Source organism: Acinetobacter dispersus (genome assembly GCF_009884975.1).
Lineage (GTDB): Bacteria > Pseudomonadota > Gammaproteobacteria > Pseudomonadales > Moraxellaceae > Acinetobacter > Acinetobacter dispersus.
Genome location: NZ_CP041970.1, coordinates 1,201,330 through 1,226,717, shown reverse-complemented (window position 1 = coordinate 1,226,717; position 25,388 = coordinate 1,201,330). Strand labels below are relative to the sequence as shown.

At 39.7% G+C, this 25,388-nt stretch carries 24 protein-coding genes; 13 read left to right on the top strand and 11 right to left on the bottom strand.

The window, feature by feature from the left end; translation table 11 throughout:
* Window positions 1–15 precede the first annotated feature (15 nt).
* From FPL17_RS05515 to aroC, 5 genes are all read left to right on the top strand, one after another.
* Complete coding sequence (locus FPL17_RS05515) at window positions 16–867, top strand: AAA family ATPase (protein WP_005188627.1); 852 nt, start codon at window positions 16–18, stop codon at window positions 865–867.
* A 12-nt stretch (window positions 868–879) separates the two neighbouring features.
* Window positions 880–2,067, top strand: coding sequence for a vWA domain-containing protein (locus tag FPL17_RS05510; protein ID WP_159883824.1), 1,188 nt, complete (start codon window positions 880–882; stop codon window positions 2,065–2,067).
* Window positions 2,068–2,104: 37 nt separating this feature from the next.
* On the top strand, window positions 2,105–3,310 hold the full coding sequence (trpB, locus tag FPL17_RS05505) for a tryptophan synthase subunit beta (RefSeq protein ID WP_159883822.1): 1,206 nt from the start codon (window positions 2,105–2,107) through the stop codon (window positions 3,308–3,310).
* Window positions 3,311–3,436: 126 nt separating this feature from the next.
* On the top strand, window positions 3,437–4,447 hold the full coding sequence (prmB, locus tag FPL17_RS05500) for a 50S ribosomal protein L3 N(5)-glutamine methyltransferase (RefSeq protein ID WP_159883820.1): 1,011 nt from the start codon (window positions 3,437–3,439) through the stop codon (window positions 4,445–4,447).
* Window positions 4,448–4,458: 11 nt separating this feature from the next.
* Window positions 4,459–5,550 carry a chorismate synthase gene (gene aroC / locus FPL17_RS05495; protein ID WP_151716720.1) on the top strand — a complete coding sequence of 364 codons (1,092 nt, stop codon included), beginning with the start codon at window positions 4,459–4,461 and terminating at the stop codon, window positions 5,548–5,550.
* Window positions 5,551–5,659: 109 nt separating this feature from the next.
* On the opposite strand, the gene FPL17_RS05490 is transcribed toward aroC, so the two are convergent.
* Window positions 5,660–6,889 (bottom strand): GGDEF domain-containing protein, encoded by a 1,230-nt coding sequence (locus FPL17_RS05490; RefSeq protein ID WP_005188613.1) that lies wholly within the window; start codon window positions 6,887–6,889, stop codon window positions 5,660–5,662.
* Window positions 6,890–7,183: 294 nt separating this feature from the next.
* Between FPL17_RS05490 and FPL17_RS05485 the strand changes: the two genes are divergently transcribed.
* Window positions 7,184–7,930, top strand: a complete 747-nt coding sequence (locus tag FPL17_RS05485; protein ID WP_005188611.1) for an iron-containing redox enzyme family protein — start codon at window positions 7,184–7,186, stop codon at window positions 7,928–7,930.
* A 101-nt stretch (window positions 7,931–8,031) separates the two neighbouring features.
* On the opposite strand, the gene FPL17_RS05480 is transcribed toward FPL17_RS05485, so the two are convergent.
* Complete coding sequence (locus FPL17_RS05480) at window positions 8,032–10,260, bottom strand: phosphocholine-specific phospholipase C (protein WP_159883818.1); 2,229 nt, start codon at window positions 10,258–10,260, stop codon at window positions 8,032–8,034.
* Window positions 10,261–10,290: 30 nt separating this feature from the next.
* The gene (locus FPL17_RS05475; protein ID WP_159883816.1) at window positions 10,291–10,515 is read right to left on the bottom strand and encodes a hypothetical protein; all 225 of its coding nucleotides are present in this window, start codon (window positions 10,513–10,515) and stop codon (window positions 10,291–10,293) included.
* Window positions 10,516–10,685: 170 nt separating this feature from the next.
* On the opposite strand from FPL17_RS05475, the gene FPL17_RS05470 reads away from it, so the two are divergent.
* From FPL17_RS05470 to FPL17_RS05450, 5 genes are all read left to right on the top strand, one after another.
* Window positions 10,686–11,171, top strand: coding sequence for a sigma-70 family RNA polymerase sigma factor (locus FPL17_RS05470; RefSeq protein WP_005188603.1), 486 nt, complete (start codon window positions 10,686–10,688; stop codon window positions 11,169–11,171).
* Between the two features lie 7 nt (window positions 11,172–11,178).
* Window positions 11,179–12,147 carry a FecR domain-containing protein gene (locus tag FPL17_RS05465; protein ID WP_159883815.1) on the top strand — a complete coding sequence of 323 codons (969 nt, stop codon included), beginning with the start codon at window positions 11,179–11,181 and terminating at the stop codon, window positions 12,145–12,147.
* 71 nt (window positions 12,148–12,218) lie between these two features.
* Window positions 12,219–12,803, top strand: coding sequence for a biliverdin-producing heme oxygenase (locus FPL17_RS05460; protein WP_159883813.1), 585 nt, complete (start codon window positions 12,219–12,221; stop codon window positions 12,801–12,803).
* Entirely contained in the window at window positions 12,796–13,284 is a 489-nt protein-coding gene (locus FPL17_RS05455; RefSeq protein WP_228277594.1) for a YbaN family protein, read from the top strand. The genes FPL17_RS05460 and FPL17_RS05455 overlap by 8 nt, the downstream gene beginning before the upstream one ends.
* A 71-nt stretch (window positions 13,285–13,355) precedes the next feature.
* Window positions 13,356–16,046, top strand: a complete 2,691-nt coding sequence (locus FPL17_RS05450) for a TonB-dependent receptor (RefSeq protein WP_159883811.1) — start codon at window positions 13,356–13,358, stop codon at window positions 16,044–16,046.
* Between the two features lie 47 nt (window positions 16,047–16,093).
* Here the strand turns inward: FPL17_RS05450 and FPL17_RS05445 are convergent, their stop codons facing one another.
* On the bottom strand, window positions 16,094–16,792 hold the full coding sequence (locus FPL17_RS05445) for an NAD(P)H-dependent oxidoreductase (protein ID WP_159883809.1): 699 nt from the start codon (window positions 16,790–16,792) through the stop codon (window positions 16,094–16,096).
* Window positions 16,793–16,921: 129 nt separating this feature from the next.
* Between FPL17_RS05445 and FPL17_RS05440 the strand changes: the two genes are divergently transcribed.
* Entirely contained in the window at window positions 16,922–17,947 is a 1,026-nt protein-coding gene (locus tag FPL17_RS05440; RefSeq protein ID WP_004807183.1) for a helix-turn-helix domain-containing protein, read from the top strand.
* 3 nt (window positions 17,948–17,950) lie between these two features.
* On the opposite strand, the gene FPL17_RS05435 is transcribed toward FPL17_RS05440, so the two are convergent.
* Genes FPL17_RS05435 through FPL17_RS05410 form a run of 6 tightly spaced genes read right to left on the bottom strand, consistent with a single transcriptional unit; the run spans window position 17,951 to window position 23,744 of the window.
* Entirely contained in the window at window positions 17,951–18,895 is a 945-nt protein-coding gene (locus FPL17_RS05435) for a phosphatidate cytidylyltransferase (RefSeq protein ID WP_159883807.1), read from the bottom strand.
* Complete coding sequence (locus tag FPL17_RS05430; protein ID WP_004807180.1) at window positions 18,892–19,542, bottom strand: lysophospholipid acyltransferase family protein; 651 nt, start codon at window positions 19,540–19,542, stop codon at window positions 18,892–18,894. Before FPL17_RS05430 ends, FPL17_RS05435 begins: the two co-directional genes overlap by 4 nt.
* A gap of 7 nt (window positions 19,543–19,549) precedes the next feature.
* On the bottom strand, window positions 19,550–19,972 hold the full coding sequence (locus FPL17_RS05425; protein WP_159883805.1) for a hypothetical protein: 423 nt from the start codon (window positions 19,970–19,972) through the stop codon (window positions 19,550–19,552).
* Window positions 19,969–21,336, bottom strand: a complete 1,368-nt coding sequence (locus FPL17_RS05420; protein ID WP_159883803.1) for a phosphatase PAP2/dual specificity phosphatase family protein — start codon at window positions 21,334–21,336, stop codon at window positions 19,969–19,971. Before FPL17_RS05420 ends, FPL17_RS05425 begins: the two co-directional genes overlap by 4 nt.
* A gap of 13 nt (window positions 21,337–21,349) precedes the next feature.
* Window positions 21,350–23,098 carry a bifunctional alpha/beta hydrolase/class I SAM-dependent methyltransferase gene (locus FPL17_RS05415; protein WP_159883801.1) on the bottom strand — a complete coding sequence of 583 codons (1,749 nt, stop codon included), beginning with the start codon at window positions 23,096–23,098 and terminating at the stop codon, window positions 21,350–21,352.
* Window positions 23,099–23,108: 10 nt separating this feature from the next.
* A complete protein-coding gene (locus tag FPL17_RS05410; RefSeq protein WP_159883799.1) occupies window positions 23,109–23,744 on the bottom strand; it encodes a CDP-alcohol phosphatidyltransferase family protein in 636 nt (211 codons plus the stop codon).
* A gap of 451 nt (window positions 23,745–24,195) precedes the next feature.
* Between FPL17_RS05410 and FPL17_RS05405 the strand changes: the two genes are divergently transcribed.
* A complete protein-coding gene (locus FPL17_RS05405) occupies window positions 24,196–24,432 on the top strand; it encodes a VF530 family protein (protein ID WP_003651786.1) in 237 nt (78 codons plus the stop codon).
* 280 nt (window positions 24,433–24,712) lie between these two features.
* On the opposite strand, the gene FPL17_RS05400 is transcribed toward FPL17_RS05405, so the two are convergent.
* The gene (locus tag FPL17_RS05400) at window positions 24,713–25,327 is read right to left on the bottom strand and encodes a TetR/AcrR family transcriptional regulator (RefSeq protein ID WP_005314005.1); all 615 of its coding nucleotides are present in this window, start codon (window positions 25,325–25,327) and stop codon (window positions 24,713–24,715) included.
* Window positions 25,328–25,388: the final 61 nt, after the last annotated feature.

Sequence of the window (25,388 nt, the reverse complement as noted above, 5' to 3'; positions counted from 1 at the left end):
ATAAGGTTTTTTTAAATGTCTGCTGATACACAACACTTTACTGGTACAGATCAATATATTGCGACCGATAGCTTAAGACTCGCAGTGAAAGCTGCACGTGCCTTGCAAAAACCACTTTTAGTTAAAGGTGAGCCTGGCACTGGTAAAACCTTGCTTGCAGAGCAAGTTGCGGAAAGTCTTGGGTTGAAGTTGATTACGTGGCATATCAAATCGACAACCAAAGCTCAGCAAGGTTTGTATGAATATGATGCTGTGTCACGTTTGCGTGATAGCCAGTTAGGTGATGATCGTGTCTACGACATTAAAAACTATATTAAACCTGGTAAATTGTGGGAAGCTTTTACCAGCGAAGAGCGTTGTGTCTTGTTGATTGATGAAATCGACAAAGCGGATATTGAGTTTCCAAATGACTTGTTGCATGAACTCGACAAAATGTCGTTTTATGTTTACGAGACAGGTGAGACCATTACTGCAACACAACGCCCGATCGTGATTATTACTTCAAATAACGAGAAAGAACTTCCAGACGCATTTTTGCGCCGTTGTTTCTTCCATTATATTGAATTCCCTGATGATGCGACCATGCGTGAAATCATCGCGGTGCATTTCCCGAATATTTCAAATACTTTGGTCAGTGAAGCCTTACAGGTATTCTTTAAATTACGTGAAATTCCGAATCTGAAGAAACCGCCATCAACTTCTGAATTGATTGACTGGTTAAGCTTATTGATGGCAGATGATATGCCTGAAGATGTATTGCGTAACCACGATAAATCTAAAGCGATTCCACCATTGTATGGTGCATTGATTAAAAATGAACAAGATGTGCAATTGCTTGAACGTTTAGCCTTTATGTCACGCCGCTAAGAGTGTTTAAAAATGTTTGTGCGACTGTTTTACACCTTACGCAAATATGGCGTACCTGTAACAACACGTGAGCTCATTGATCTTAATCAGGCGGTAGCTTCAGGTCTTGTGTTTGCAGATCAGGAAGAGTTTTATCAATTGGCTAAAACAGTTTTAGTCAAAGATGAACGTTTCTTTGATAAGTTTGATCGTGCCATGAAAGATTACTTTGACGGCATCGAAACTTTTGACTTGGATGAATTACTGAGACAAGTTCAAAAGTTGCCACAAGACTGGTTTGATCTTGAACTACTCGAGAAGCATCTTACACCTGAGCAACGTGCAGAATTGCAAAAAGCAGGTTCTCTCGAAGAACTGATGAAAATGTTGGAAGAACGCTTACGTGAACAACATAAAAAGCATCAGGGTGGCAATCGTATGGTTGGCACTGGGGGAACTTCACCTTTTGGTGCTTTTGGTGATCATCCAGAAGGTGTCCGTATCGGTGGACCTGGACGTAAGCGTTCCGCAGTCAAAGTTTGGGAACAACGTAAATACCAGAATCTTGATGATGATCAGGTTTTGGGTACACGTCAGATGCAAATTGCTTTACGTCGTTTGCGAAAGTTCGCACGTCAAGGTGCAGCGGAAGAGCTTGATGTCGATGGCACCATTCGTGAAACGGCTAAACAAGGCATATTGGATGTCCAATTGGTTCCAGAACGCCGTAACCGCATCAAAGTTTTAATGTTGTTTGATGTCGGTGGTTCGATGGATGCTTATATCGCTGAGTGTGAAAAGCTATTCAGTGCGGCCAAATCAGAGTTTAAAACCCTCGAATATTTCTATTTCCATAACTGTCTGTATGACTATGTCTGGAAGGATAACCATCGTCGTAGCTCGACACGTATGAATACATGGGATCTGTTTCATACCTATGGACGTGATTATCGGGTCATCGTCGTCGGTGATGCCAGTATGGCGCCGTATGAGTTAAAGTCTGCGGGTGGTTCAGTTGAATATATGAATGAAGAATCAGGGGAAGTTTGGCTCAGACGTTTGCGTCAGCATTTTGATAAAACGGCTTGGCTTAATCCTGAAACGGAAGGTTATTGGCATTACACTCAAACCATTAACTGGATTAAAGAAATTTTCGAAGATCATATGTTTCCAATGACCTTGAAAGGCATTGAAGACATGACTCGCTATTTGTCACGTTAAAATTTTATATCAAGACTTTATAAGAACAGGAAAATACATGGAACATCAAATTAATGGCGTAGCTTTGCCCAATGAAGCAGGTTTCTTTGGGAACTTTGGTGGTCAGTTTATTCCACCACATTTAAAAGAAGCGATGGATGAAATTAATGCAGCCTATGAAGAAATTCGTCATACGGCTGAGTTTAAAGATGAGTTAAACGACTTATTTAAAAACTATGTTGGCCGTCCAAGCCCATTGTTCCATGCTAAGCGTTTGTCAGAACAACTTGGTGGCGCGCAGATTTATCTGAAACGTGAAGATTTAAACCATACTGGTGCACATAAGATCAACCATTGTTTGGGTGAAGCTTTACTTGCTAAATACATGGGCAAAAGCAAAGTCATCGCTGAGACGGGTGCTGGTCAGCATGGTGTCGCTTTGGCAACAGCATGTGCTCTGGTCGGTATTCCGTGTGAAATTCATATGGGACAAGTCGATATCGAAAAAGAGCATCCGAATGTCGTGAAGATGAAAATCTTGGGTGCGACGCTGGTTTCGGTGACACAAGGTACGGCAACTTTAAAAGATGCAGTGGATAGTGCTTTTGAAGAATATTTAAAAGATCCTAAAAACTATATCTATGCCATTGGTTCGGTGGTTGGTCCACATCCATTCCCTAAAATGGTTCGTGATTTTCAATCGATTATTGGCAATGAAATCAAAGTCCAATCCAATGAGCGATTTGGACAAAACCCTGATTATGTGGTTGCCTGTGTTGGTGGTGGATCAAATGCGATTGGTGCATTTACTGCATTTTTAAATGTGCCAGAAGTAAAGTTGGTGGGTGTTGAGCCAGCGGGTCATGGTCTAGATACTGATAAGCATTCGGCAACCTTAACTTTAGGTAAACCGGGTCAAATTCATGGTATGGCTTGTTATGTACTGGAAGATGATCAAGGTGAGCCGCTACCAGTCCATTCCATCGCTTCAGGATTGGATTATCCTGGTGTAGGCCCACAACATAGTTTCCTGAAAGAGTTAGGTCGTGTGCAGTATGACACGGCGACGGATCAGGAATGTTTAGATGCTTTTATGACACTTTCTCGTGTAGAAGGTATTGTACCTGCTTTGGAAAGTTCGCATGCAGTGGCTTGGGCGTTACGTGAAGCACCAAAGTTAGATAAACAGATTAAGATTGTGGTCAATCTTTCTGGACGTGGTGATAAAGACTCGGATTATGTGGCTGAAAAATTAGGCTTATAAGCTTTTTGGCTTATATCTGAGATTAAAAGACCGCTTCTTGTATAGAGGCGGTTTTTTTATTGTTAAATCGACCTTAATCCCGTTAGAATAAAGCGTTTTGCAATTAGCACTTTTGGAGACGCCTAAGTGGAGCGACCTACGATCAGCCCTGAACATATACAAGAAGCGGCTGAAAATTTAGTAACCATTCGAGATTTCATCCGTTTTGGTGTAACCGCAATGCGTCAATATGACGCGCACTTAGGTCAAGGTACTGAAGATTATTTTGCAGAAAGCTCTGCACTTGTTTTGCAAACACTTTCTCTTGAATGGAAAGCGGATGCAGAAATCTTAGATTCAAAGCTATTACCAAGTGAAAAAGCTGAATTTTTGAGTCTTTTAGAACGCCGTATTAATGATCGTATTCCAACGTCATACCTATTGAATCTTGCATATTTCTTCAATAAACCATTTTATGTGGATGAGCGTGTTTTGATTCCACGTTCACCGATTGCTGAGTTGATCGAACAACGCTTTGCACCATACTGTTTAAATGAAAATGGTCAGATGTTAGAAGCATTAAACAACTTACCAGAAAGCAAAAATCCAAAAACACCACAACGTATCTTGGATATGTGTACGGGTTCTGGCTGTATTGCGATTGCTTTAGCTTATGCATACCCAGAATCAGAAGTCGACGCGACTGATATTTCGAAAGAAGCACTGGAAGTGGCTTCAATTAATACAGAGCATCATGATAAGCAATATCAAGTTGCGTTGCTTGAGTCTGATTTGTTCGCAAAAATCCCTGCTGAAAATCAATATGACCTGATCGTGAGCAATCCACCGTATGTGGATGCGGAAGATATGGCTGATTTACCAGAAGAATTCCTACATGAGCCTGAACTTGCATTGGCTGCAGGTCAAGATGGCTTGGATCTGGTACGTAAAATGTTAGCTCAAGCTGCTGATTATTTAACTGAGGATGGTTTAATTGTCATTGAAGTCGGTAATTCTGAGTGGGCAATGCGTCAGAACTTCAATACAGTTGACTTCCATTGGCTCACTTTCCAAAAAGGCGGTTCTGGTATTTTTGCTTTAACTGCTGAACAATGCCGCCGTTATAAAGAAGTATTTCAGCAATCAGTTCAAAACTAAGGGGTTAAAGCATGGCAGGGAATAGTATTGGGCAACTCTTTCGAGTAACGACCTGTGGCGAGTCACATGGTGCTGGCTTGATGGCGATTGTCGATGGCGTGCCGCCTGGTCTTGAGCTTTGTGAAGCTGATCTGCAAAAAGATTTAGATCGCCGTAAACCGGGAACATCAAAGTTTGCAACGCAGCGTAAAGAGCCTGATCAAGTCGAAATCATTTCTGGTGTTTTTGAAGGTAAAACTACTGGAACATCGATTGGTTTATTAATCCGTAATACGGATCAAAAATCAAAAGACTACGGCAATATTGCTCAAACTTTCCGTCCTGGTCATGCTGATTATACCTATACACAGAAATACGGCTTCCGTGACTATCGTGGCGGTGGTCGCTCAAGTGCACGTGAAACAGCGATGCGTGTTGCGGCAGGTGCAATTGCCAAAAAATATCTTGCTGAAAAGTTTGGTATTGATATTCGTGGACATGTCACACAAATTGGTAATGAAGTCGCTGAAAAATTGGATTGGGCAGAAGTACCAAATAATCCATTCTTCTGCGGTGATGTTGATGCGGTTCCGCGTTTTGAACAGTTGGTCACTGCTTTACGTGAGCAAGGGACCAGTTGTGGCGCAAAACTTGAAATTGTTGCTGAAAAAGTACCTGTGGGTTGGGGCGAGCCTGTATTTGATCGTTTAGATGCAGATATTGCCCATGCCATGATGAGTATCAATGCGGTTAAAGGCGTTGAGATTGGTGATGGTTTTGCGGTTGCTGGGCAGTTTGGTCACGAGACTCGTGATGAGCTGACAACAGACGGATTCCTTGCCAATCATGCAGGCGGGATCTTGGGTGGAATATCAAGCGGTCAAAGCATTCGTGTTGCGATTGCATTGAAACCGACTGCAAGTATTACCACACCAGGTAAAACCATTACGATTGAACGTGAAAATACTGATGTATTGACCAAAGGTCGTCATGATCCATGTGTGGGTGTACGTGCAACGCCAATTGCTGAAGCGATGTTGGCGATTGTATTAATGGATCATTTTTTAAGACATCGTGCTCAAAATGCAGATGTAATTCCACCATTTAAACCAATCGAACCTTAATAAAAATATTAAGCCGCACGTATAATTTATTATATCTGCGGCTTACATCACATTTTAAATTACTTTAATTAAATATTAGTTTAATATTCATTTAATAATGATGAATCAATTATAAAGCTTCAGAAATCATATTATCTGATGTTGCAATATGATATTGGTTTCGACCATTACTTTTTGCGATATATAATGCATGATCTGCCTGTGCAACAAACTCAGAAAGACTGTCTCCTACACAAGGCACCATTGTTGCGACACCTACACTAATAGTCACATGTTTTGAAACATTGCTACGTGGGTGCAAAATTCCAATATTACGTACTAGCTCCATCAGTCTTTGTACCTGAGTGATGGCCTGATCTCGATCAGTCATCGAAAATAATAACAGGAACTCTTCTCCACCATAACGTGCGGCAAGATCACCACTACGCGAGGCGATGGAGCCTAACATGATGGCAATTCGTCGTAAGCACTGATCTCCTTGAATATGTCCCAATGTGTCGTTGTATAGCTTAAAAAAGTCGATATCAATCATCATGATGGTAATCGGCATTTCATGACGTGTTGCGCGTTTCCATTCATTTTCAAGCACCTCATCTAGATAGCGTCGATTGGCGAGACCAGTCAAAGCATCTTGTTGAGAAAGAATAGACAGTTGTTGTGCTTGTCGCATCAATTCCAAGCGGTTAAGTTCGATCATACAGTTTTGCAGATAGTTCTCACGGTGCTGCCGATCAGTTGCATAAGCAAGCGCCATACCCAAGAAACTACTGAAGGTATAGGTACGGTTCAGGAAGGTCCAGTCAATTGCACCACTGAACCATGTACTCGCTGCAATACCAATCAATCCACCGACCCAACCTGCAATAATCGCAGTGTAGAAGCGCATTCCAACAAAGCCATAGATGATCACTACGGCATACATCATGGCTGCATGAAACAGGACATTATTTTGACCTTGTTCCAATACGTTAATGATAGTGAAGGAAATTGCGACAGCACCTGTCGAACCAATACAAACGTAATGATCAAACCATTTGTTCATGATTGGCAGAAAAGACAGTAACCATGCCAAGGTAATGATAATACCTACCCAGCCGTAAGTTGCCATCCAAGTAATACGCAAGTCTGTAGGTAAAACTTGATAGATACCGAAGCTAAGAAATAGATATAAACCTAAAATAATAGGGGCGCGATAGCGAAACTCATGCGCAGCCTCATTTCTATACTGATCTCGATAGATCGCTTCTAATTCTTTAGGAAACCAAACTAAATTTAGCCCGCGAGAAATTAACAAGTCGATTTGTTCTTGTCCCAAAATATTGGAAGCTTTCAACTTCATCTTATCTCTCACCACTCCCAAATGTTCTTATAAATGTCAAAATAGGGATTATTTTTTTACTACGTTACACTGATTTAAATAGAATGTGTATTAGATTATAAAAAAATATTAATTTTTATATAATGGTCATTGCCTAATATAATGATTCAAGCTTAAATTAGATTCAAGAAATAAAAACTGTTACAAACTAAATCACAAGCGATTGTATCTTTACAATATTAGGATACAATTTATAAAAAAGCAGCAATCATGGAACATGGTTGGATTAAGTCATACGAAATAGGATGCATCGCAATGACTGCTATGAATCAATATGGAACAAAACTAGAAATTACACCTCATTCGGGTTGGGCTCAACGATTCTGGGATGAATTATTACCCTCAAAAGAACGGGTGAGTAAACATCCTTTATTTTTGGATATGGCCAACGGCTGTTTAAGCCTTGAATGCTTTCGTTCTGCTTTACTCAATTTTTATCCACTCGTCGCACATTTTCCATCATATATGGCAGGTTCTCTTGCAAAAGCGACAGATTTTTCACTTGATGGGGTAACCGAAACCCGTGACTGGCTGATTCAGAACATTAAAGTTGAAGAACGACATTTGAACTGGTATCAGGACTGGGCGGGTGGCTTTGGTCTAACCGTTGAAATGTTGAATAATGTGAAGCCGCCTGTTGCAATGAATGCGGTCAATCATTTCTTGTGGGATGTGAATTTCCGTGGTGGTTTGGCTGAAAGTATTGCCGCAACCAACCTAGCGATAGAGTGGGCAACAGGCGATTGGACCATTCAAGTCTATAAAGGGATTCAAACCTATACCCAACACCCGGAAGTCAATATTAATAAGCGTTCTCTTGCTTGGTTAAGAGCACATGCACATTATGATGATCTTCATCCATACGAGGCAATGGAACTGATTAAGCGCTTGTGTGACAAAGACCCTGTACTGCAAAAGAAAGCTTTCTTGGCGGCAAAGGAAGGGCTTGAATATTATGAGTTGGCTTTGGATGAGTGCTATAAGCTACAGCATAAAAATTAAGAATTCGCTATTCAGTCTGAATTTGGTTTGATTGAGACATGGAATAAAAGTCTCCTTGGTTTTGGAACTAAGGAGACTTAAGTGCTTATTCTGTTTAAATCTTAAACCATCGCAGGGTCACTCACAGAGTCTTCACCTGTTTCTACACGACCAGCAAAACGACGATAAAACTTAGCATCTTGAGTACAAGTCACCGCAAAATCATACCATTGCCAAGCATCTTTCAATTCCCAATGCTGAGTGCTGCTTTGTCCTGCTTTTACGGTCAGTTTCAGAGGAGCATCAGTACGATAAACCACTGGGGTGATCACCAACTCAATATCTTTAGCACCCGTATTGTTCAGATCGACATAGACATTGCCGTTGGCTATATCATAGCAAACACGAATTTCGGGATTGATTTGCAAATCTTGATTACGGTTTAGATCACCCTTGAAGTGTCGATGAAAGCCATTTGGTCCCATCACCCAAAGATCGTATAAGCCTTGATTGTCTTTCTGGGCATTCCATACATCGTCTAGTGTTTTTCCTGCCTCTACAATGTAACGGCGTGGAACTCGACTTAAATTTAATTTGTCATAGACATGAAACACTGCACCTTGTGTCCCTGTATTTGAAAACAATAGTTTGACTGTTCCGTCATTCAGGCAGCGTGCACTGGTATGCAATTCATAAGGTAGAGCTTTTGAACGACGAATACCGCTGGCTTGAATAGGCAACTGCAAATTGCTTGGAATGGGAACATTGGGTAACTTTTGCTGGGAGCTACGCAATTGATCCGCTTGCTCACGGGTTTGTTTACCGTTTAGTGTTGGCAGTACATCTTCATTCGGTGTTTTAAAGTTAAATGCAGAGGTCAGATCTCCACATACAGTACGGCGATAAGGACTGATATTGCTTTCTTTAACGCCAAAACGTTTTTCGAGGAACATCAATACCGAGGTATGATCAAATACTTGTGAGTTGACAATCCCTCCACGACTCCAAGGTGAAATCACAAATAAGGGAACGCGGGGACCGGGACCATAAACACCATTGTCCTTATTCGGTTGGCTGGTACTGCCTAGCGGAGCATCATGCACATAATATTCATACTGCATATCGGCTTGGCTAAGTGTTGATTTGCCTGCATAGGTATTATTAGCTTGCAAAGTCGGTGCTGATGGAGAAGGAACATGGTCAAAATAACCATCATTTTCATCAAAATTGATTAGGAAAACAGTTTTGCTCCAAACTTCAGGCACGGCTGTTAACGCATCTAAGATTTCTTGAATAAACCATGAGCCTTGTACGGGACTTGATGGGCCAGGATGTTCACAGTAAATGGAAGGTGCGTTGATCCAAGACACCTGTGGCAATTTGCCATTTTTGATATCATTTTTAAATGCATCTAGGAATTCTTCGGGTTTATTACCGGGTAAGGTATTGGCAATGCCTTTATAAAGCGGATTTTTGGCATTATCCGTGGTTGCATCATAGGCTTTGTAAGGCAGCTTTTGTGCGGCTGCATTATAGGGACTGTTTGGTGCTCCACCACTTGAGACTGGATAACCCGAATCGATATTGGCTTTTCTAAAAGTGCGGAAGGCACCTAGCATGTTATCACCCCATTCATCGGGCATATTTTGATAACAAATCCAATTGACTCCTACTTCTTCAAGGCGTTCAGCATAGGTTTTCCATGTATAACCAACATCTACCGTTTTTGGATCTCCATCAATCCAGTCCCATTCATTATTGACAAAGGCTGTACTGGTCGGCACTGCACCATTGGTTCCTGTTAAGTGGAATGAACGATTGGCATCTGTACCAGTATGCATAGCGCAGTGATAAGCATCACAAATGGTAAATGCATTGGCCAATGCAAATTGATAAGGGATTTCCTGTTCCTTGAAATACCCCATGGCATAGTCAGTTTTATAGGTTGGCCAGTTTGACATACGGCCATTGTCCCATGCTTTTTGGCTATCTACCCAAGTGTGATTGGTACCAGGTGCACGTTGGGCATTATTGCTTGAACCATCTAGATGAAATGGTGTTAATAATGCTCCATTACTACGTTGTTGTTGCCAAACGGTGCGTCCATTTTGCAAAGGAATGGTGAAACGATCGGCAAAACCACGAACGCCTTTTAAGGTTCCAAAATAATGGTCAAATGAGCGGTTTTCCTGCATGAGGATCACGACATGCTCAACATCTTGAATGGTGCCTGTTTTATTATTTGCAGGAATGGCCAAGGCTTTTTGAATACTGGCTGGAAAGGTGGTCAAAGCGGCAGCGCCAAAGCCCGTTTTAAGTGTATTTGCTAAAAATTGACGACGATTAATCACGATATTTTCCCTATCTAGTTGTTCTTATGTTTATGGTGCACAGCGCATGACTGGTTTTTTGCTGTCATCAGGTTTCGCTGCGACCTGATCGTCGTTTGAGTCATTACACGCGGTGAGTGCGAATAAGAAGGGGAAAACATAAAGACATGCCAACCATCGTTTGGTTTTTTTCAACATTTGCTTCATCCATAACAAAGATGTCAACACACTAGACAGACCGTGTGACAGCTCAGTGTCACCTTTATGACGATTCATTGACGTTTCATATGAAAGTGGGTGTAAAGCGTGCAAATTGATTACTGCAAAAACTAGTTTTAAAAAAATCAATTAATCAACACGTAGATTTCGATTCAGATAGAAAACAGAGGTGATCATTCTCTTATTTTTTGTTAAGATGTTATTAATGATTCTCATTATCTTTTGAAATGTCTGATCCAGTTAATACGCTCTATCGTCAACATCATTCTTGGCTGTACCAATGGCTGAAACGACGCCTCAATCACAGTGAAGATGCAGCAGATTTAGCTCACGATACTTTTATTCGTATTTTAAAGCGTAAAGATCAATTGTATTTTGATCAGCCGCGTGCGTTGTTAACCACAGTTGCCAAAGGCATATTAATTAATTGGTACCAACGTAAGTCGATAGAAAAAGCCTATTTGGAAGCACTGAGTAGTCGACCTGAGTATGATGAGATTAGCCCTGAGCAAAAAATCTCAGCAATTGAATCACTCTGTCTGATTAACCAACTTTTAAATCAAATGCCTGAACGTCAACAGCAGGTATTCATTTGGTCTCAACTTGAGGGGCTTACACAGCAAGAGATTGCGAATCGTTTAAATATTTCTACACGAACAGTTATGCGAGATTTGGTTGCAGTACTGACTCAATGTTTAGCGATCATGGATTGAGATTGATATGTCTCAAACACAAATTTTAAAAGAGGCCGCTGAATGGATTGTGCTGATTCAGGCATCAGCATTAACCGATGCTCAACAGATTGAATTTGAAGCGTGGAAAAATCAAAGCGAAGCGCATCAAACAGCATGGCTTAAAGCAGAGTATTTACTGAGCAGTTTTGAACATTTTCCTGAAAATGGCCATGAAATCATAAAAAAAGGCAATCAAGCTGCACAGTTTCAGTGGAGCAAACATCTTGTCGTGGCTTGTATTGCGTGTCTGGGAAGTATCATTGCATGGAATTCTGATTATAAATATTTGTGGTTGTCTGATTACAGTACGGCCATTGGTCAACAGAAGAATGTGACACTTGAGGATGGAACACAACTTCAATTAAATACTAGTACAGCACTTGATGTTCGCTATACACCACATCAACGAACGCTGCGATTGCACTACGGTGAAATACAGATTCATACTGCAAAAGAGACTCACAGCGATCGTCCATTTTTTGTCGAGACTGAAAGCGCGCATTTACAAGCATTAGGAACAGTCTTTAATGTGCAGTATCTCAAAAATAAACAACAGCAAACCTGTTTAGGCGTGATTGAAAGTGCGGTCAAGGTCACGCTGAATCAATCTAAAAAAATGACAGTTGTGCAGGCAGGTGAGCAGCTATGTTTTGATGATACTGATTTTAAAGCATTGGGGCAGCTTGATCCGAATGTATTGGTTTGGAAAAATCAGATGATCATGGCATTTGAAATGCCTTTAGAGCAGCTATTGCAAGAGATTGGGCGTTATCAGCATCATTATGTTGATATCGACCCTCAATTAAAAGCATTAAAGGTCTCTGGTTCTTATCCTGTTAATAACTTGACTCAGTTGCAGTCTGCTTTGGAATTAAGCTATCCGATTCGTATGCAGCGACATTTAGGCGATCATGTCATTACAATTCAGGCTAAAAATGAAAAAAGAGAAAAATAATTGAAAATTGCTGTCAGCTTTTTGGTCTTAGACGGGTAATACAGTTAAACCTAAGTAACTGGAGAAATCTTATGGCAACTTCACTCGTCCTCAATCAGCTTGCATCACGGTTAAAAAATGAAACCGCGAGCCAGCACCAACAGATGCATCTTTTGATGGAGGAAGCTCAAGTATTTTCTGATACACAGCGTTATGCAAAATTTACTTTGGCTCAATATTATTTTCAGCAAAATGTTGAATATTTATTCAGGCACCCTGAAGTTTCCGCGCTTATTTCTGATTTGGATATTCGCGGTCGCTCCCAAGCAGCATTACTGGATCTTTATGACTTACAGCTCAAACCTGAGGCTCAGGAATTACTTACTGAAAATGTAGGTTTTCCAGAAGCGCTCGGCTGGATCTACGTATCTGAAGGTTCAACTTTAGGTGCAGCATTTTTATTTAAACAAGCACAGCAGCTTTTAGGACTGAATGCTGAATTTGGGGCACGTAATTTGGCTGCGTATCCAGAAGGTCGAGCAAGGGTAAGGGTATGGAAGCACTTCATTACTGAACTTGATACTGCTCAATTGAGTGAGAGTGAACAAGATCAAGTCATTTTAGGAGCCAAACAGGCATTTGATTACTTTGGCAGCTTGCTGAAAAATATTGATTAAGCAGCAATCCTATGCCAAAAATGCTTCTATAAGGTATAAGGCGAAAAGTACAGATTGCAGTGATGTAGATAGTTTACAAGCACCGCAAAAAGAAAAACTCCATGCATCGATCATCATGCGTGGAGTGTGTATCGCTCTAACCATTATTTGTCTGATTTTGGCAGTGCTGGGTATCGTATTACCCGGCGTGCCTACTTTTGATTTCTTATTTCTCGCTACCTTTTTTGCTGCTAAAGGCTCTGCAAAATTGCATCGCTGGATTCATCAGAATCGTTACATCCATCTGCTACTTACCCAATATACGGGTGGATTTAAATCCATTTCCCGTTCACGTAAATATATGATGACACTAACGATTGTTTTAATTTCAATCAGCTTGATACTTTCATCTCTGCATTTGCACATCAAGTTAACTTTCATACTTATTTTACTTTTTTTCGTACTGTGGATATGGAGTAGAGCAGAAAAAATTGAAATTTAATGTCATATTTTTGGAAATCACTGGGTAATGATTATTGAAAATGAAAATCATTAACAAGTGTGGATCTTCCTATGAAATTTAAAAAGCAAACATTAGCAATACTCATACACTGTTTTTGTATCAGTGGAGCTTATGCCGAAATAACCTCATCTGTTCAGATATTAGATAAGCCAGCTGTGGAAAGGACCTATCAAATTGCAGAGAACCAATTGGGCTACGTGCTGTCAAGCTTTGCGGCACAGTCTGGCATTGTGTTGAGCTATGATTCTAATCATTTAAAGGGGTTAAAAAGTAAAGGAATCGCAGGGAAGTACTCTGTTCAACGTGGTTTTGACTATCTCTTGGCAGATCAACCTTATCAAGTCATCAAACAGGGGCAAACCTATCTTTTAGTTCCTAAAAACAGTTCCATGCTCAGTCATTCAGAAAAAATGACTTCTCATACAAATACGCATTCACACTTAGAGCAGGATGCTAAAGCTATTGTGGTCATGCCAGAAATAAAAGTGAATGCCGAACAACAAAAGCAAAAGGTAAATACCACTCATCTTGATCGAGAACAGATTAGCCGATTTAGAGGAACGGGTAATGGGGATGTGTTTTCCGATATTGCAGGGGTACAGGTCAACAGCTTACGTAATGAGGCAGGTGCGATAGATATTGGAATTCGTGGCATGCAGGGTGAAGGGCGCGTCCCCGTGATTATTGATGGTAGTTTACAATCCAGTCATACTTTCCGAGGTTATCAGGGCGAGAGTGACCGTACTTATATCGATATGGATTTGATCAGCCAAATCGAGGTTGAAAAAGGTGCATCTCGGGCTAAGTTTAGCGTAGGTGGAATTGGAGGGATTGTAAAAATGCGAACCCTAAGTGCCAATGACATTTTATTGCCGAATCAAAATGCAGGTGTCATGCTCAAAGGAAGTTTTTATAACAATAACAGAACGCCTCAAACCTCAGATAATGAAAAGGAGCAAATGTCTTATTTGCTGCACAATAAAATTTCATCTAACAATTTTCAAAATGGTGCTGGCACATTGGCACTGGCTTATCGGAACGATATGTTTGACTTAGTCGCTGCGTATAGTAAGCGAGAAGTTGGTAATTACTATGCTGGAAAACATGGTATTGAGTATTACGAAAAGCGGGATATTGTCGATGTTGGTCCAGGCCAAGAGGTGGTGAATACCAGTTATCAAAGTGATTCAGGCATCATCAAAGCTGGAATGAATATCACCGATGAACATCGTGTCGAAGTAAATTTACGTCGTCATGTCCAAAAAGCGGGTGAAGTCATGGCTTTTTATTGGAATCGATCTAAAGTGATTGACCCTAACTCACCACCATATGGATATATCGATGACGAGTATGTTGAGCCTAAATATATAGAAGGTGCTTATACCATGCCGCAGTGGTCTTTAGGTTCAGCAGCCGTTAATGCTTTCAGTACCAGTTATACTTATAAGCCGAAACATAACCCTTTGGTAGATCTCGAATTAGGGGTGTGGCATACCAACGCTAAATATCGCCAGCACAATGGCATGATTGGGATGAAAAATTCCAGTTACGGAGATCAATATTGGGGGAGTTTCCAAGATTATCGTAATGGTTTAAACCTTGAAAATACCAGTAAATTTGATCAGGTCACATTGAATTATGGTTTAACCTACGATGAACAGCGTATGAAGCCGCGTCATCTGGTTGATCATGAAATTGCACGCGATGGATTACGCAAAGAGTCCTCAGTTTTCTTCAATGGCGACTATCTTTTTAATGACTTTAGTTTAAGTTTAGGGAGTAAATGGCATAAAGCCAAAGTGAAAGACTATGGCGATCAGTATCGACCAATGACACCTGTGGCGCATTCAGATTTAAATAACAAGGGTTATGCGGTACGTGACTTTGGCGGCAATATCGATTGGATGTCTCAACTTAACTATAAATTGTGGGACGGTATCGATATTTATGGAAAACTCTCCAATACACATCGTAGCCCAAGTCTGTTTGAATCAACTGTTTCAGGTCAAACCTTTAGTTATGATCCAGACCTGCCGATTAAACCTGAGAATTCACGTCTTATTGAATTAGGATTTATCGGTGAGCGTGAAAACGTGTTTGCTCACGATGACCATTTGAAATTTAACCTGAATTATTTCCGCAATCAAACGAAAGATTTTCTGACACAAGGCGTACAAAGAAAAGAAATTCCGAATCAAATTACGCCTGACTTTATCCTTCCCTATACAAGCTCTTATACATTCGTCAATTACAATCAAGTTGTAATGAAGGGCTTGGAGTTTGATCTTTCCTATAATCATCCGAGTTTCTTTACCAGTTTGAATGGAACTTTATATCAAGCACCTAAAGTCTGTCCTGCAAGTAAAGCGGAATGTAATGAAGTGGGTGATTCTTGGAGTCTGATTTCTACCCGTCTGCCACCGCGTAAGATTTTAAATATTACGGTAGGCAAAAACCTATTTGAAAATAAACTTGTGGTAGGTGCTCGTGCTAAGTACCACTCGGAAAAGACCAACCCTAAAGGCTGGTTGGCAGGTACAGGTGTAAGTGGACGAGCTGTGACTGAAATTTCTTCTGAAACTTTAATTGATCTGTTTGCAAGTTATAAGTGGAATCCAAATGTCGCCCTGTCATTTAATGTCGATAATTTAACAAATCGCTATAACTTTGATCCTGGTACGGTAATTGGTATGCCGATTCCAGGACGTACCATCAAAGCAGGCATTGAAATGAAGTTCTAAGAGATAAAACGATAAGGTTCCTAGCCTAGAGCCTTATCGTTGTTTTATTACAGTGGATTCATTCTATCGTCAAAATTTTCCAGTAACGGGAATTCCAAGGCTTGTAAATCATCTATGTTTTGTAAATAGTGCTCGAAATCACTCACAATCTTTTGTCTATCTTGTTGGCTGATATAAGGCACATGATAGGCAATAAATGGAGGCAGTACCTCAAAGCCAACATAGGCAAGTGTGCCACGTTGCAACGGTGATAAATAATGCTCTATCGGTCCATGTACAGAACCTTCACCAAACATATGTTCACGACCGCCAAGTGTTAAACATAACATGGCTTTTTTCCCTGTCATGCCACCATGGTTATAAAAGCGTTTACCGCCGTAAAAGAGACCAGACACAAACACACGGTCAATCCAACCTTTTAAGATACCTGGTACAGAGGTCCAATATAAAGGAAAGCTAAAAATAACCAGATCAGCACGTTGAACTTTTTCAATTTCAGCTTGGATATCTACTGAAAATTGCTGTTGTTTAAATGCATGACGCTGTTCCAAAGCATAATTAAAATAATCAGGTTGGTTCAGGCTGCCAAAATCATCTTTAGAAGTAACAGGGTTAAAGTTCATTTCATAGAGATCGGAAACCTCGACCGTATGACCTTGCTGTTCAAAGGTTTGCTGTGCTGTATTCTTAAGTGCAGAGGTAAATGATTGCTGTTCAGGATGCGCATGTACGATCAAAATATGCATGATTTCACCAGTTTAAAAGCTGAGTTTTTAGATAGAGCTACTATGCTTAAACCAAGAAAGATGTCATAGTTCATTAACCGCCAATATTTACCATTTTACGCCAAATTTTTACTGTTTCATGGAGACTGCATGAATCCAGAATTACCCGGTACTTATGTCAATCTATTAGTAGATGTCATACAAAAATGGAATGTATCGCCAGAACAGCTTTTGTCTGGAACTGGGATTTCTGCACATACTTTAAATGCGCCGTTTTGGTATGTAGATTTCGATATTTTCAATCATTTATTGGATAAAGCAGCATTACTGACGCATGAACCTGCGATTAGTCTTTATCTTGCAGAGGAAATGCGAGTCTCTTGCTATGGTCATGTCGGCATTGCTGCAACTGCTTCTGACACATTAGGTGATGCAATCAAGATTCTAGAGCAATTTATCGGCTTACATTGTTCTGTGTTTAAACCTAAATTAAAGATAGAAGGTGACTTGGCTTATTTGTATTTCAACCAACCTTCACAAAAATTTAAGTTGAATCGACATGGAATGATGTTTTTGATCTTGGGTTTTTCACAAATTTTAGAAAACTTAGCCCAAAATAAACTTGGAATCCACTTTAAGTTTCAACAAGACAAACCAGATTTTTATAAGAATACTCAAAAATTCAATCACTCAAATATCAGTTTTGAGTGTGAAAAAGATTGTTTAAGCTTCAATAAGGCATTGCTATCACACCCTTTAAAGACTGCTGATGCCTTATTGGCTCGCCTTAGCAAACAACAATGTGAACAAGATGCCGATAAGCTTGCACTGAAAAGAGATCAAAAGAATCGCTTGGATTCACAAGTCAAAGCCTTGCTATATGATGAAGATGTTGGCTTCTTATCGCTGAAACAGGTTGCTGAAAAACTTCATCTCTCAGAACGAACCCTACAGCGACAGCTAAGCACTCAACAAACGTCTTTTCAAAGTCTTGTGGCCGAAGTACGCAGGAACCAAGCGGAGCAATTATTAAAACAGTCCAAGCTTTCGATTGAGCAAATTGCAGAACGGTTGGGCTATGCCGATATTTCCCATTTTTCACGGGCATTTAAAAAGTGGACCAATGTAACGCCTAAGTTTTTCCGTGAAGTCAGCATTGGTCGACTTTCTTCATAGAGATTAGCTCCACCAATATCGAAGGATATGGAAAAAAATTGGCGCAGAGAAACAGATCGAGTCGATACGATCTAACATACCGCCATGACCTTGAATAAGCTGTCCCCAGTCTTTCACACCACGATCGCGTTTGATCGCAGACATTACCAGTCCACCAAAGAAACCAAAAATACAAACAATTAAGCCGATCAGAGCCGCTTGCCAGTAATTGAATGGGGTGAGTGATGACATCAATACACCGAGTGCGGTTGCGAGAACAATGCCACCAATTAACCCTTCAACGGTTTTTGATGGGGAAAGTGTAGGGGCTACTTTATGTTTTCCAAAAAGTTTGCCACAAACATATTGCAGTACATCTGAGGCTTGCACCACCATAATCAGCCAAATCGCCAACCAAATTTTTTCCCCTTTAAATTGCGTTAAATCCAGATTTAACAGCGCTGGGACATGCGAGATACAGAATACGCTGACCATTAAACCCCATTGGATTTTGGCACTGCGTTCCAAGAAGTGTGTGGTATCTTCCAGCTTTAAACTGGCGATGGGGATGAGCAAGAACACATACAGCGGAATGAAAATCGAAAATAAGCCATACCAATTGGTATAGACCAAATAGTATTGATAGGGAATAACAAAGTAGAACGCAATCAGCAATGGCAGATAGTCGCCACGCCGTGTTGGCAATAAACTAATAAATTCCCGTAATGCAAAAAATGAAATAAGGCCAAACAGGACAATAAAAGCAGTTTTTCCTAATAGAATGGCGGCTGCCAAGACTATTAGCATGATCCACCACGCATTGATACGCGCATTCAGGTTATCAATAACAGGAGAAGGGGCTGCACCTGCCTTTTGTTTGAGGATAAAGCCAATACTTGAGGCAATAATCAAAATGACTGCAAAGATGCCAAACAATAGATAAGTTTGTTGTAGGTTGTCTAAACTCATTGGTTCTCGGCCTCTTTTAATTTCAATAATTGCTGCTGAGCATGCTGCAAGAATTGATCTTTGCCCGTGAGTTGATCAAGTGCTAAGGGTTCACCAAAGATGACAGTCGAGAGTAGAGGCAAGGGGATAAATGCGCCCTTAGGCATGACTCGTTTTAAATTAGAAATCCAAACTGGCACAACTTCAACGTCAGGGAATTGCTGACTGAGATGATAAAGACCGCTTTTAAACTGCAGCATCTCGACATCATCATTTAAATTACGTGTTCCCTCAGGGAAGAAAATAATGGAATAGCCTTCTGCCAAGACGTCTTTTACTGGCTGTAATGGATCTTGTTGATCACTACGGTTCCGTTGAATGGTAACACCTGAAAAAGTATCTTGAATCAAAAAGCGTCTAAGTCCATCTTTAAGCCAATAATCTGATGCTGCAATTGGTCGTGTTTTGCGACGGATGTGAGTGGGTAAAGAAGACCATAATAAAATGAAATCAATATGGCTATTATGGTTGGCATAATAGATCCGTTGCTTAAGTTCAGGTTCACAGCCGACCCATAAACTTCGTGCGCCAGTTAACAAGCGTGCACCACGACGGGTTAAGAATGCAATAAAACGGGCAACGGATTGCGTGATTATATTTTTTTTCATTCAACCTTCATCTATGCGCTAATTTATAAAAAAGTACAATAAATACAGAATACTGTATTAAGACAATGGCGATCTGTATTTTTAAGAGTCTTAAACAGCCTTGGAAGCGTATCGACCAATCACGACCCGTTTTACTAGATGGAATCAACTTTAAATTTAACAGCGATTGATCCAATTGCTGAGTAAGACTTTCTACGTCCTCAGGTTGGTCGACCATATGCTGTAACAGGCCACGATCAAATTCAATCCGAATAAATAGATAATGGTGAATCGCCAATAAAGCAGTTACCAGTGAAAGAGGGATCAAGATCGGGATACTTGAAAATAAAAATAAGCTTACAATTGATAAAACAAAGGCTAAATATCCTGACTTTAAAATACTCTGACTTTGCTTTAGCAATTGGTTCACTACGACAAAATTCATTTTCATAGCTGCTTCTCCTGAGTGAGCAGCTGTTGGAAATGTTTAATTTCAGCAATATGTGTCTCACTCAAAACGATCCAAGGTCGTGACTTTTGAATCAAGCCAACAGCTTCCTCTGAGGTATTCACATAGCCGTGTTGTAATAGCCATGCAATCAATACACTACAACTGCGTGAATAGCCAAGCGCACAAAAAATCAATACTTGTTGTGGTTCATTTGCCTGTATTAAAGGTTGAATAAAGTGATCAAGCTTTTTTGTTGTTTCTAATAATTGTGCGCTTTGGATCGGAATTAAATCAAGCGTACTGTATTTTTCATAATGATGAACGTTGTTTGCTGGCAATTCAGCGCAACAATCAAATACACCATGATATTGCTTACTATGTTCGGTTGTTGGGATACGGCCTAGATACAGATCAACGCCGTTTAATTGCAAAATCAATGAGTCTTCAGGATGTCGATAGGTCCAAACACGACTATTTATCCATGCAACTAGAAAATAAGGTGAGAACAATAACCATGCAGCGACAGTCATTTGACCATTTTCTTGCTTTTGGAAAAAATGAGGTCTAACTAAAAAGTATGCTAAAGCCACTAAGAAAAGACTGATTGCTGGATATAACATCCAAAGCCATACACCTTTAAATAAAAATGCAGGGGTTATACAAACTAAGGCTCCAATTAAATAAAAACACCCTAATTTTAAATGTTTGCTCGTCAATTGCTGCAAGCCATTTTTTTGATAAGGTGCTTTAACCGTGAGTGGAAATAGCCATAAACAGAATGCACCAACCAACAGCCCCAAAGGAATATCAATAAAGTGATGTTGCCAGGTGGTTAAGACAGAGAGTCCGATCAGAAAAGACCATAGATGTACCAGCCAACGGTAGTTTACTTTGATATGCCGACGGTAAAAATCCCAAAGAATGACTAATAAAACAATGTGTAATGAAGGTGCTTGATTAAAGGGTTTGTCAAAACCCATCAATACATCAAACCATAATCCAAAGAAACCATGTAATTCAGCACGTTCAAAACTGAATTTTAAGGGAAAGACTAAAAAACAACTGATTGAAATAATCTGGGCTGTAAATAGCCTAAGCGAATGTTGTTTTAATTCAAATCTATTCCAACATAACAATAGAGACAAACCATAAAAAAGGTCAATCGACCAATACGGCACAATAGTCCATGCCCAAAGTGGGATATGATGTTCCCAAGCAAACACAATACTCGGAACATTACTGAGGCTGGATGCATATTGATTTGCAAAACCATAGGTTAAGAAGAAAAAGGGTGCTAAAAGGACTAGGCAGAGTAGCCCCCATTTCCAAGTACCTGATTGACGATCTAGAATATTATTTTGCATACAAAGTCTTTATTTAAATTTTTTGAGCAACCGAAACTGTAAAAATTCCAAATTCATCAATACATTGATCTACTTTTTTAAAGCCTGCTTGTTCAACCAGTGCATCCATTTCGGCTTGCGAGCGTAAACGCATGACCCAAGCATCACCTTGACGATGTGAGGTGAGCGCACGTGCAATAAACTCTTGTTGTGGATGCCAAATTTGTCCCGTGTAAATCAGGAAGCCGCCTTGTAGCATCGCTTGATGAATACCAGAGAGTGATTGTCTTAATAAATCGTTATCGCTAAATAATTCATAAAGCCCAGAAACAATGACTAAATTGGGTTTTGGTTTAACTTTGGCTAGTGATGCTGTATCAAAGGCATCACCTAATTCAAACTGAGCAATGTTTTCAAGATTTCTTTGCTGAATCAATGCGGAACCAGAATCAACATTTAATTGACTATAATCTCTTAAGAGCACTGATTTAGGTGGTGTTGCAAGTTCATTCACGGCATCTAGAATATAACGGCCATGACCCGCTGCAATATCAAGGATGCGAACTTCTTTACGTTGCTTGGTCAGTGCTTTCGCATATTTTGCCAATAACTGCTCAATATGTTGTTTACGCACGCGGATGCCACGCCAACCAATGGCATTTAAATATTGCTGATCGATAATATTGCCAAGAATATTTTTACTTTCACCTTGATTTCGATAAACAAAATCTAAAGTACTGCCTGAGTCATAACCCGTATCTTCACCAATTTTTAAGCCATGCGAGAATTTACTACCGAGCTTTAAATTACGTTTGGTTAGATTCCAGAATAGATTTTTGATTGAAGAAGCGGGAAGTGGGCTACTCAGTTGTTCAGCCGTGGCACAACTTGTACCAATTTTATCGGCATTGAGTACATCTGGTGCCTGATAATCTTCAGCAAAGCTTTGTAAGATAAAACGACGAATTTTCTCTACTGCAATATGGCGGTCTTTTTCACCTAAAGTATCGTGATAAAAACCATCTAGTACATGGAACTCTTTTCGTGGATGAGGAAGCTTTGCATAAAACTGCTGTTGTGGTTTTCGGAATACCACAAAGTCCGACCCAGAACTTAAAACTTGAGTAGGAACAAAGATATTTTGTGCATCATTGACGATACGTTCAGATGCTGCATATAAGCCCAAAAGCATTCGTACAGAAATGGCTTTGGCAATTTGAGGATCTGTATCATAAGTTTTCGCACGTTCAGCATCATGTGTCAGCATATTGGCTTTTACATAACTGGTAATAAAGAAATTACCTTTGAGTTTGCTTAAAACAGTTAAACCTGCTTTTGCAAATGGTACATAGAGTTTGATATCAAACGCGGGTGAAGCTAAGCATAAGGCTCTGATTTTTGGTGCATAATCATGTACCCATGTGGCTGCTAAAACTGCGCCAACGCTTTGACCAATGACGGCGATATTGGTTGATACGATGTTATATGTAGATTCAATATGTTGTACAAAATATTGAATATCTTTCACACATGCAGAGAAACTTGGCGCATCACCACGTAAACCTGGTGAATCTCCATGTCCGCGAGCATCCCATGCAAAGAAATCAAATTCTGGTAGATTGAGCTCATTGACCAAATGTGCCATACGTCCAGAGTGTTCATGACCACGATGAAATAAGATAATTGCTTTTTTTGTCTCTTTTTCTGTAGCTGCTGGCCAATGTTGATAGGCTAATTGGGTATCATCATGACTGGTAAATACATGTTTTTGTGAGCTTTTCATCTAATTTTCCTTAAAGTTGAATACTATTTTTAATACGGTTGTAAATTGTAAAAACCAATAGCGTTGCAATAAGAACAAGCAGACCATTGCAGAAGTAAATTATTGAATTTGTGTAATTATTTTCTATTAAATAAGGGCTGAAACTGACACATAACGCAATTAAACTAAACCAAAATGCACGATCACTTTTACCCATAGGACCATCATAACGGCGTTCTTGACCAATTAATGGAGCCATAACCCCAGCATATTCACTCAGAATCGCTAGAAAGACAACTAGGACCAACAGGAATGGGTTGATGAAAGCTAAGCCTAAAAAACATAGATAAAGTGCTGAATCGGAGATGACATCACAGATTTCATTTAAATATGCGCCAAGTTTTGATTGTTGATTAAATTCACGTGCGAGCATGCCATCAATTGCATTAAAGCCCATACGAACCAACATCCATATAGGAAAGAATAAAAATAGGATTAAAGGCTGTTGGTAAAGATGCAGGCTGTAAAGTGCGATTGCTAACGCGACAGAGATTAACATTGCTAAAAGCGTAACTTGATTCGCTGTAATCTTTTTAGAGTAAAGCCATTGTACAAATGGACGAAGTAAATTCTGAAATGCTGGTTTTAACTGATAAATCGAAGGCATTGTTATTGATATATGCATATTTATATAGTGAATAGCATTGTGTGTAACTTTCTAATGTATGTCAACTGACATTGGGATAGCGGGAAAATGGTAATTACAGTAGTTGCTAAGCATCATATTATTGATAATTAGTTGTTTCGCATAATGTATATTATGTTAAATATAATATCTGAGATTGTAGCCTACACAACATGGTTGTTGCCACAGCTTGGTACCGTATCTCTACGATCATAATTCACGTTGCTGACTTCGAGTTCTATTCCATAAATGGCAGAAGATTTTTACAAGTCTGTTGCCTAGAACCTCCCAAGAATATCTCCTGTTATTTCAGCACACATCAATAGAAGATAAGCTGTAATTTTCTATGTTAATTACGCTTAAATGCTAACCCTCTCATTTTTCAACGAGCTCAGGTTATAATGATGGTCTCCCAAAATATGGTTGATCTATTATGAACGCCTCCAATGACCCTCTACACGGTAAAAAACTTGCTGATATTTTGGATGAATTATTGGATTACTATGGTGGCTTTGAAGGCTTAAGTCGTAAAATTGAAATTAGATGTTTTTGTATCGATCCAAGTGTTAAATCATCATTGCGATTCTTACGTACCACACCATGGGCACGTGAAAAAGTAGAAAGCTTATATTTGTATGTCTTACGCCAAAAAGCCAAACAGAAATCGTAGTTATCATTGATCATAGTACCCATGAGCTGTGTTATTTCTTATATTAGCTATTTTATTAAAAAAGCATTTTTGATAATCATATGGAGTGGCTAAAATGGATGCTAATATTTAAGTATTAAGTTATTGAATTTGTTATTTTAATTTTGGTTTGGTGGCGATTTTTCTCAGATGGTTTTCACCCAAAGTGTTTTTGCATTAAAGAAGCCCATGATTAAGTAACATGGGCTTTTTATATCTAAAATGTTATCTGATGATAGACTTTTGATTTTTAGCGCAATGGTTATAGTTCTAATAAAGGTGGTAATTCCCTTCTTGCAATCTCATAGGCTTCATCGCGATCTACGCCCATTGCGTATAGCAATAACTCAGCAATTTCAGTACCAGCATCTCTCCAAGTTTTATGTCCTTCTAATACGAGAAAAATAGATGTTAAAACTGAACCTGCGATCAAAGACATAATGGAAAGTAGTTGATCCTCACGGAATGTATATCGCTTACTGTCTAAACCAGCCATTACATCTGGCAATGGTGAATCACTACTTGACCATAAGGCCATTAGTGATTTTGAACTGAAAGCAAAACGGCATATAAATCGTCCCCAATCGGACTCTTCATGCGCTCTACGAACATACATACGAATGCCCGTAGCAAGACGGATAGCCGAATCTGATTCATTTCCTAGTGTTTTAATAACACGCGCATTCATTTCTTCAGCGAGTTGAGATGCAATGTCTTCAAACAATGTATCAGGATCTAGTTGATTATTATAAATAGTGCCACGAGCTACACCAGAAGCTGAAGCGAGCTCACTTATACTAATATTCGTAGAGCCTTTTTCAGCAAAAAGTTTTAATGCTGTTTTATGAATTCTTTGCTGTGATGAAGATAAACGCACAATTTAAACCTTTTGAACAAGAATGCAGTATTTGAACAATTTTGACTATTATTATACAGAT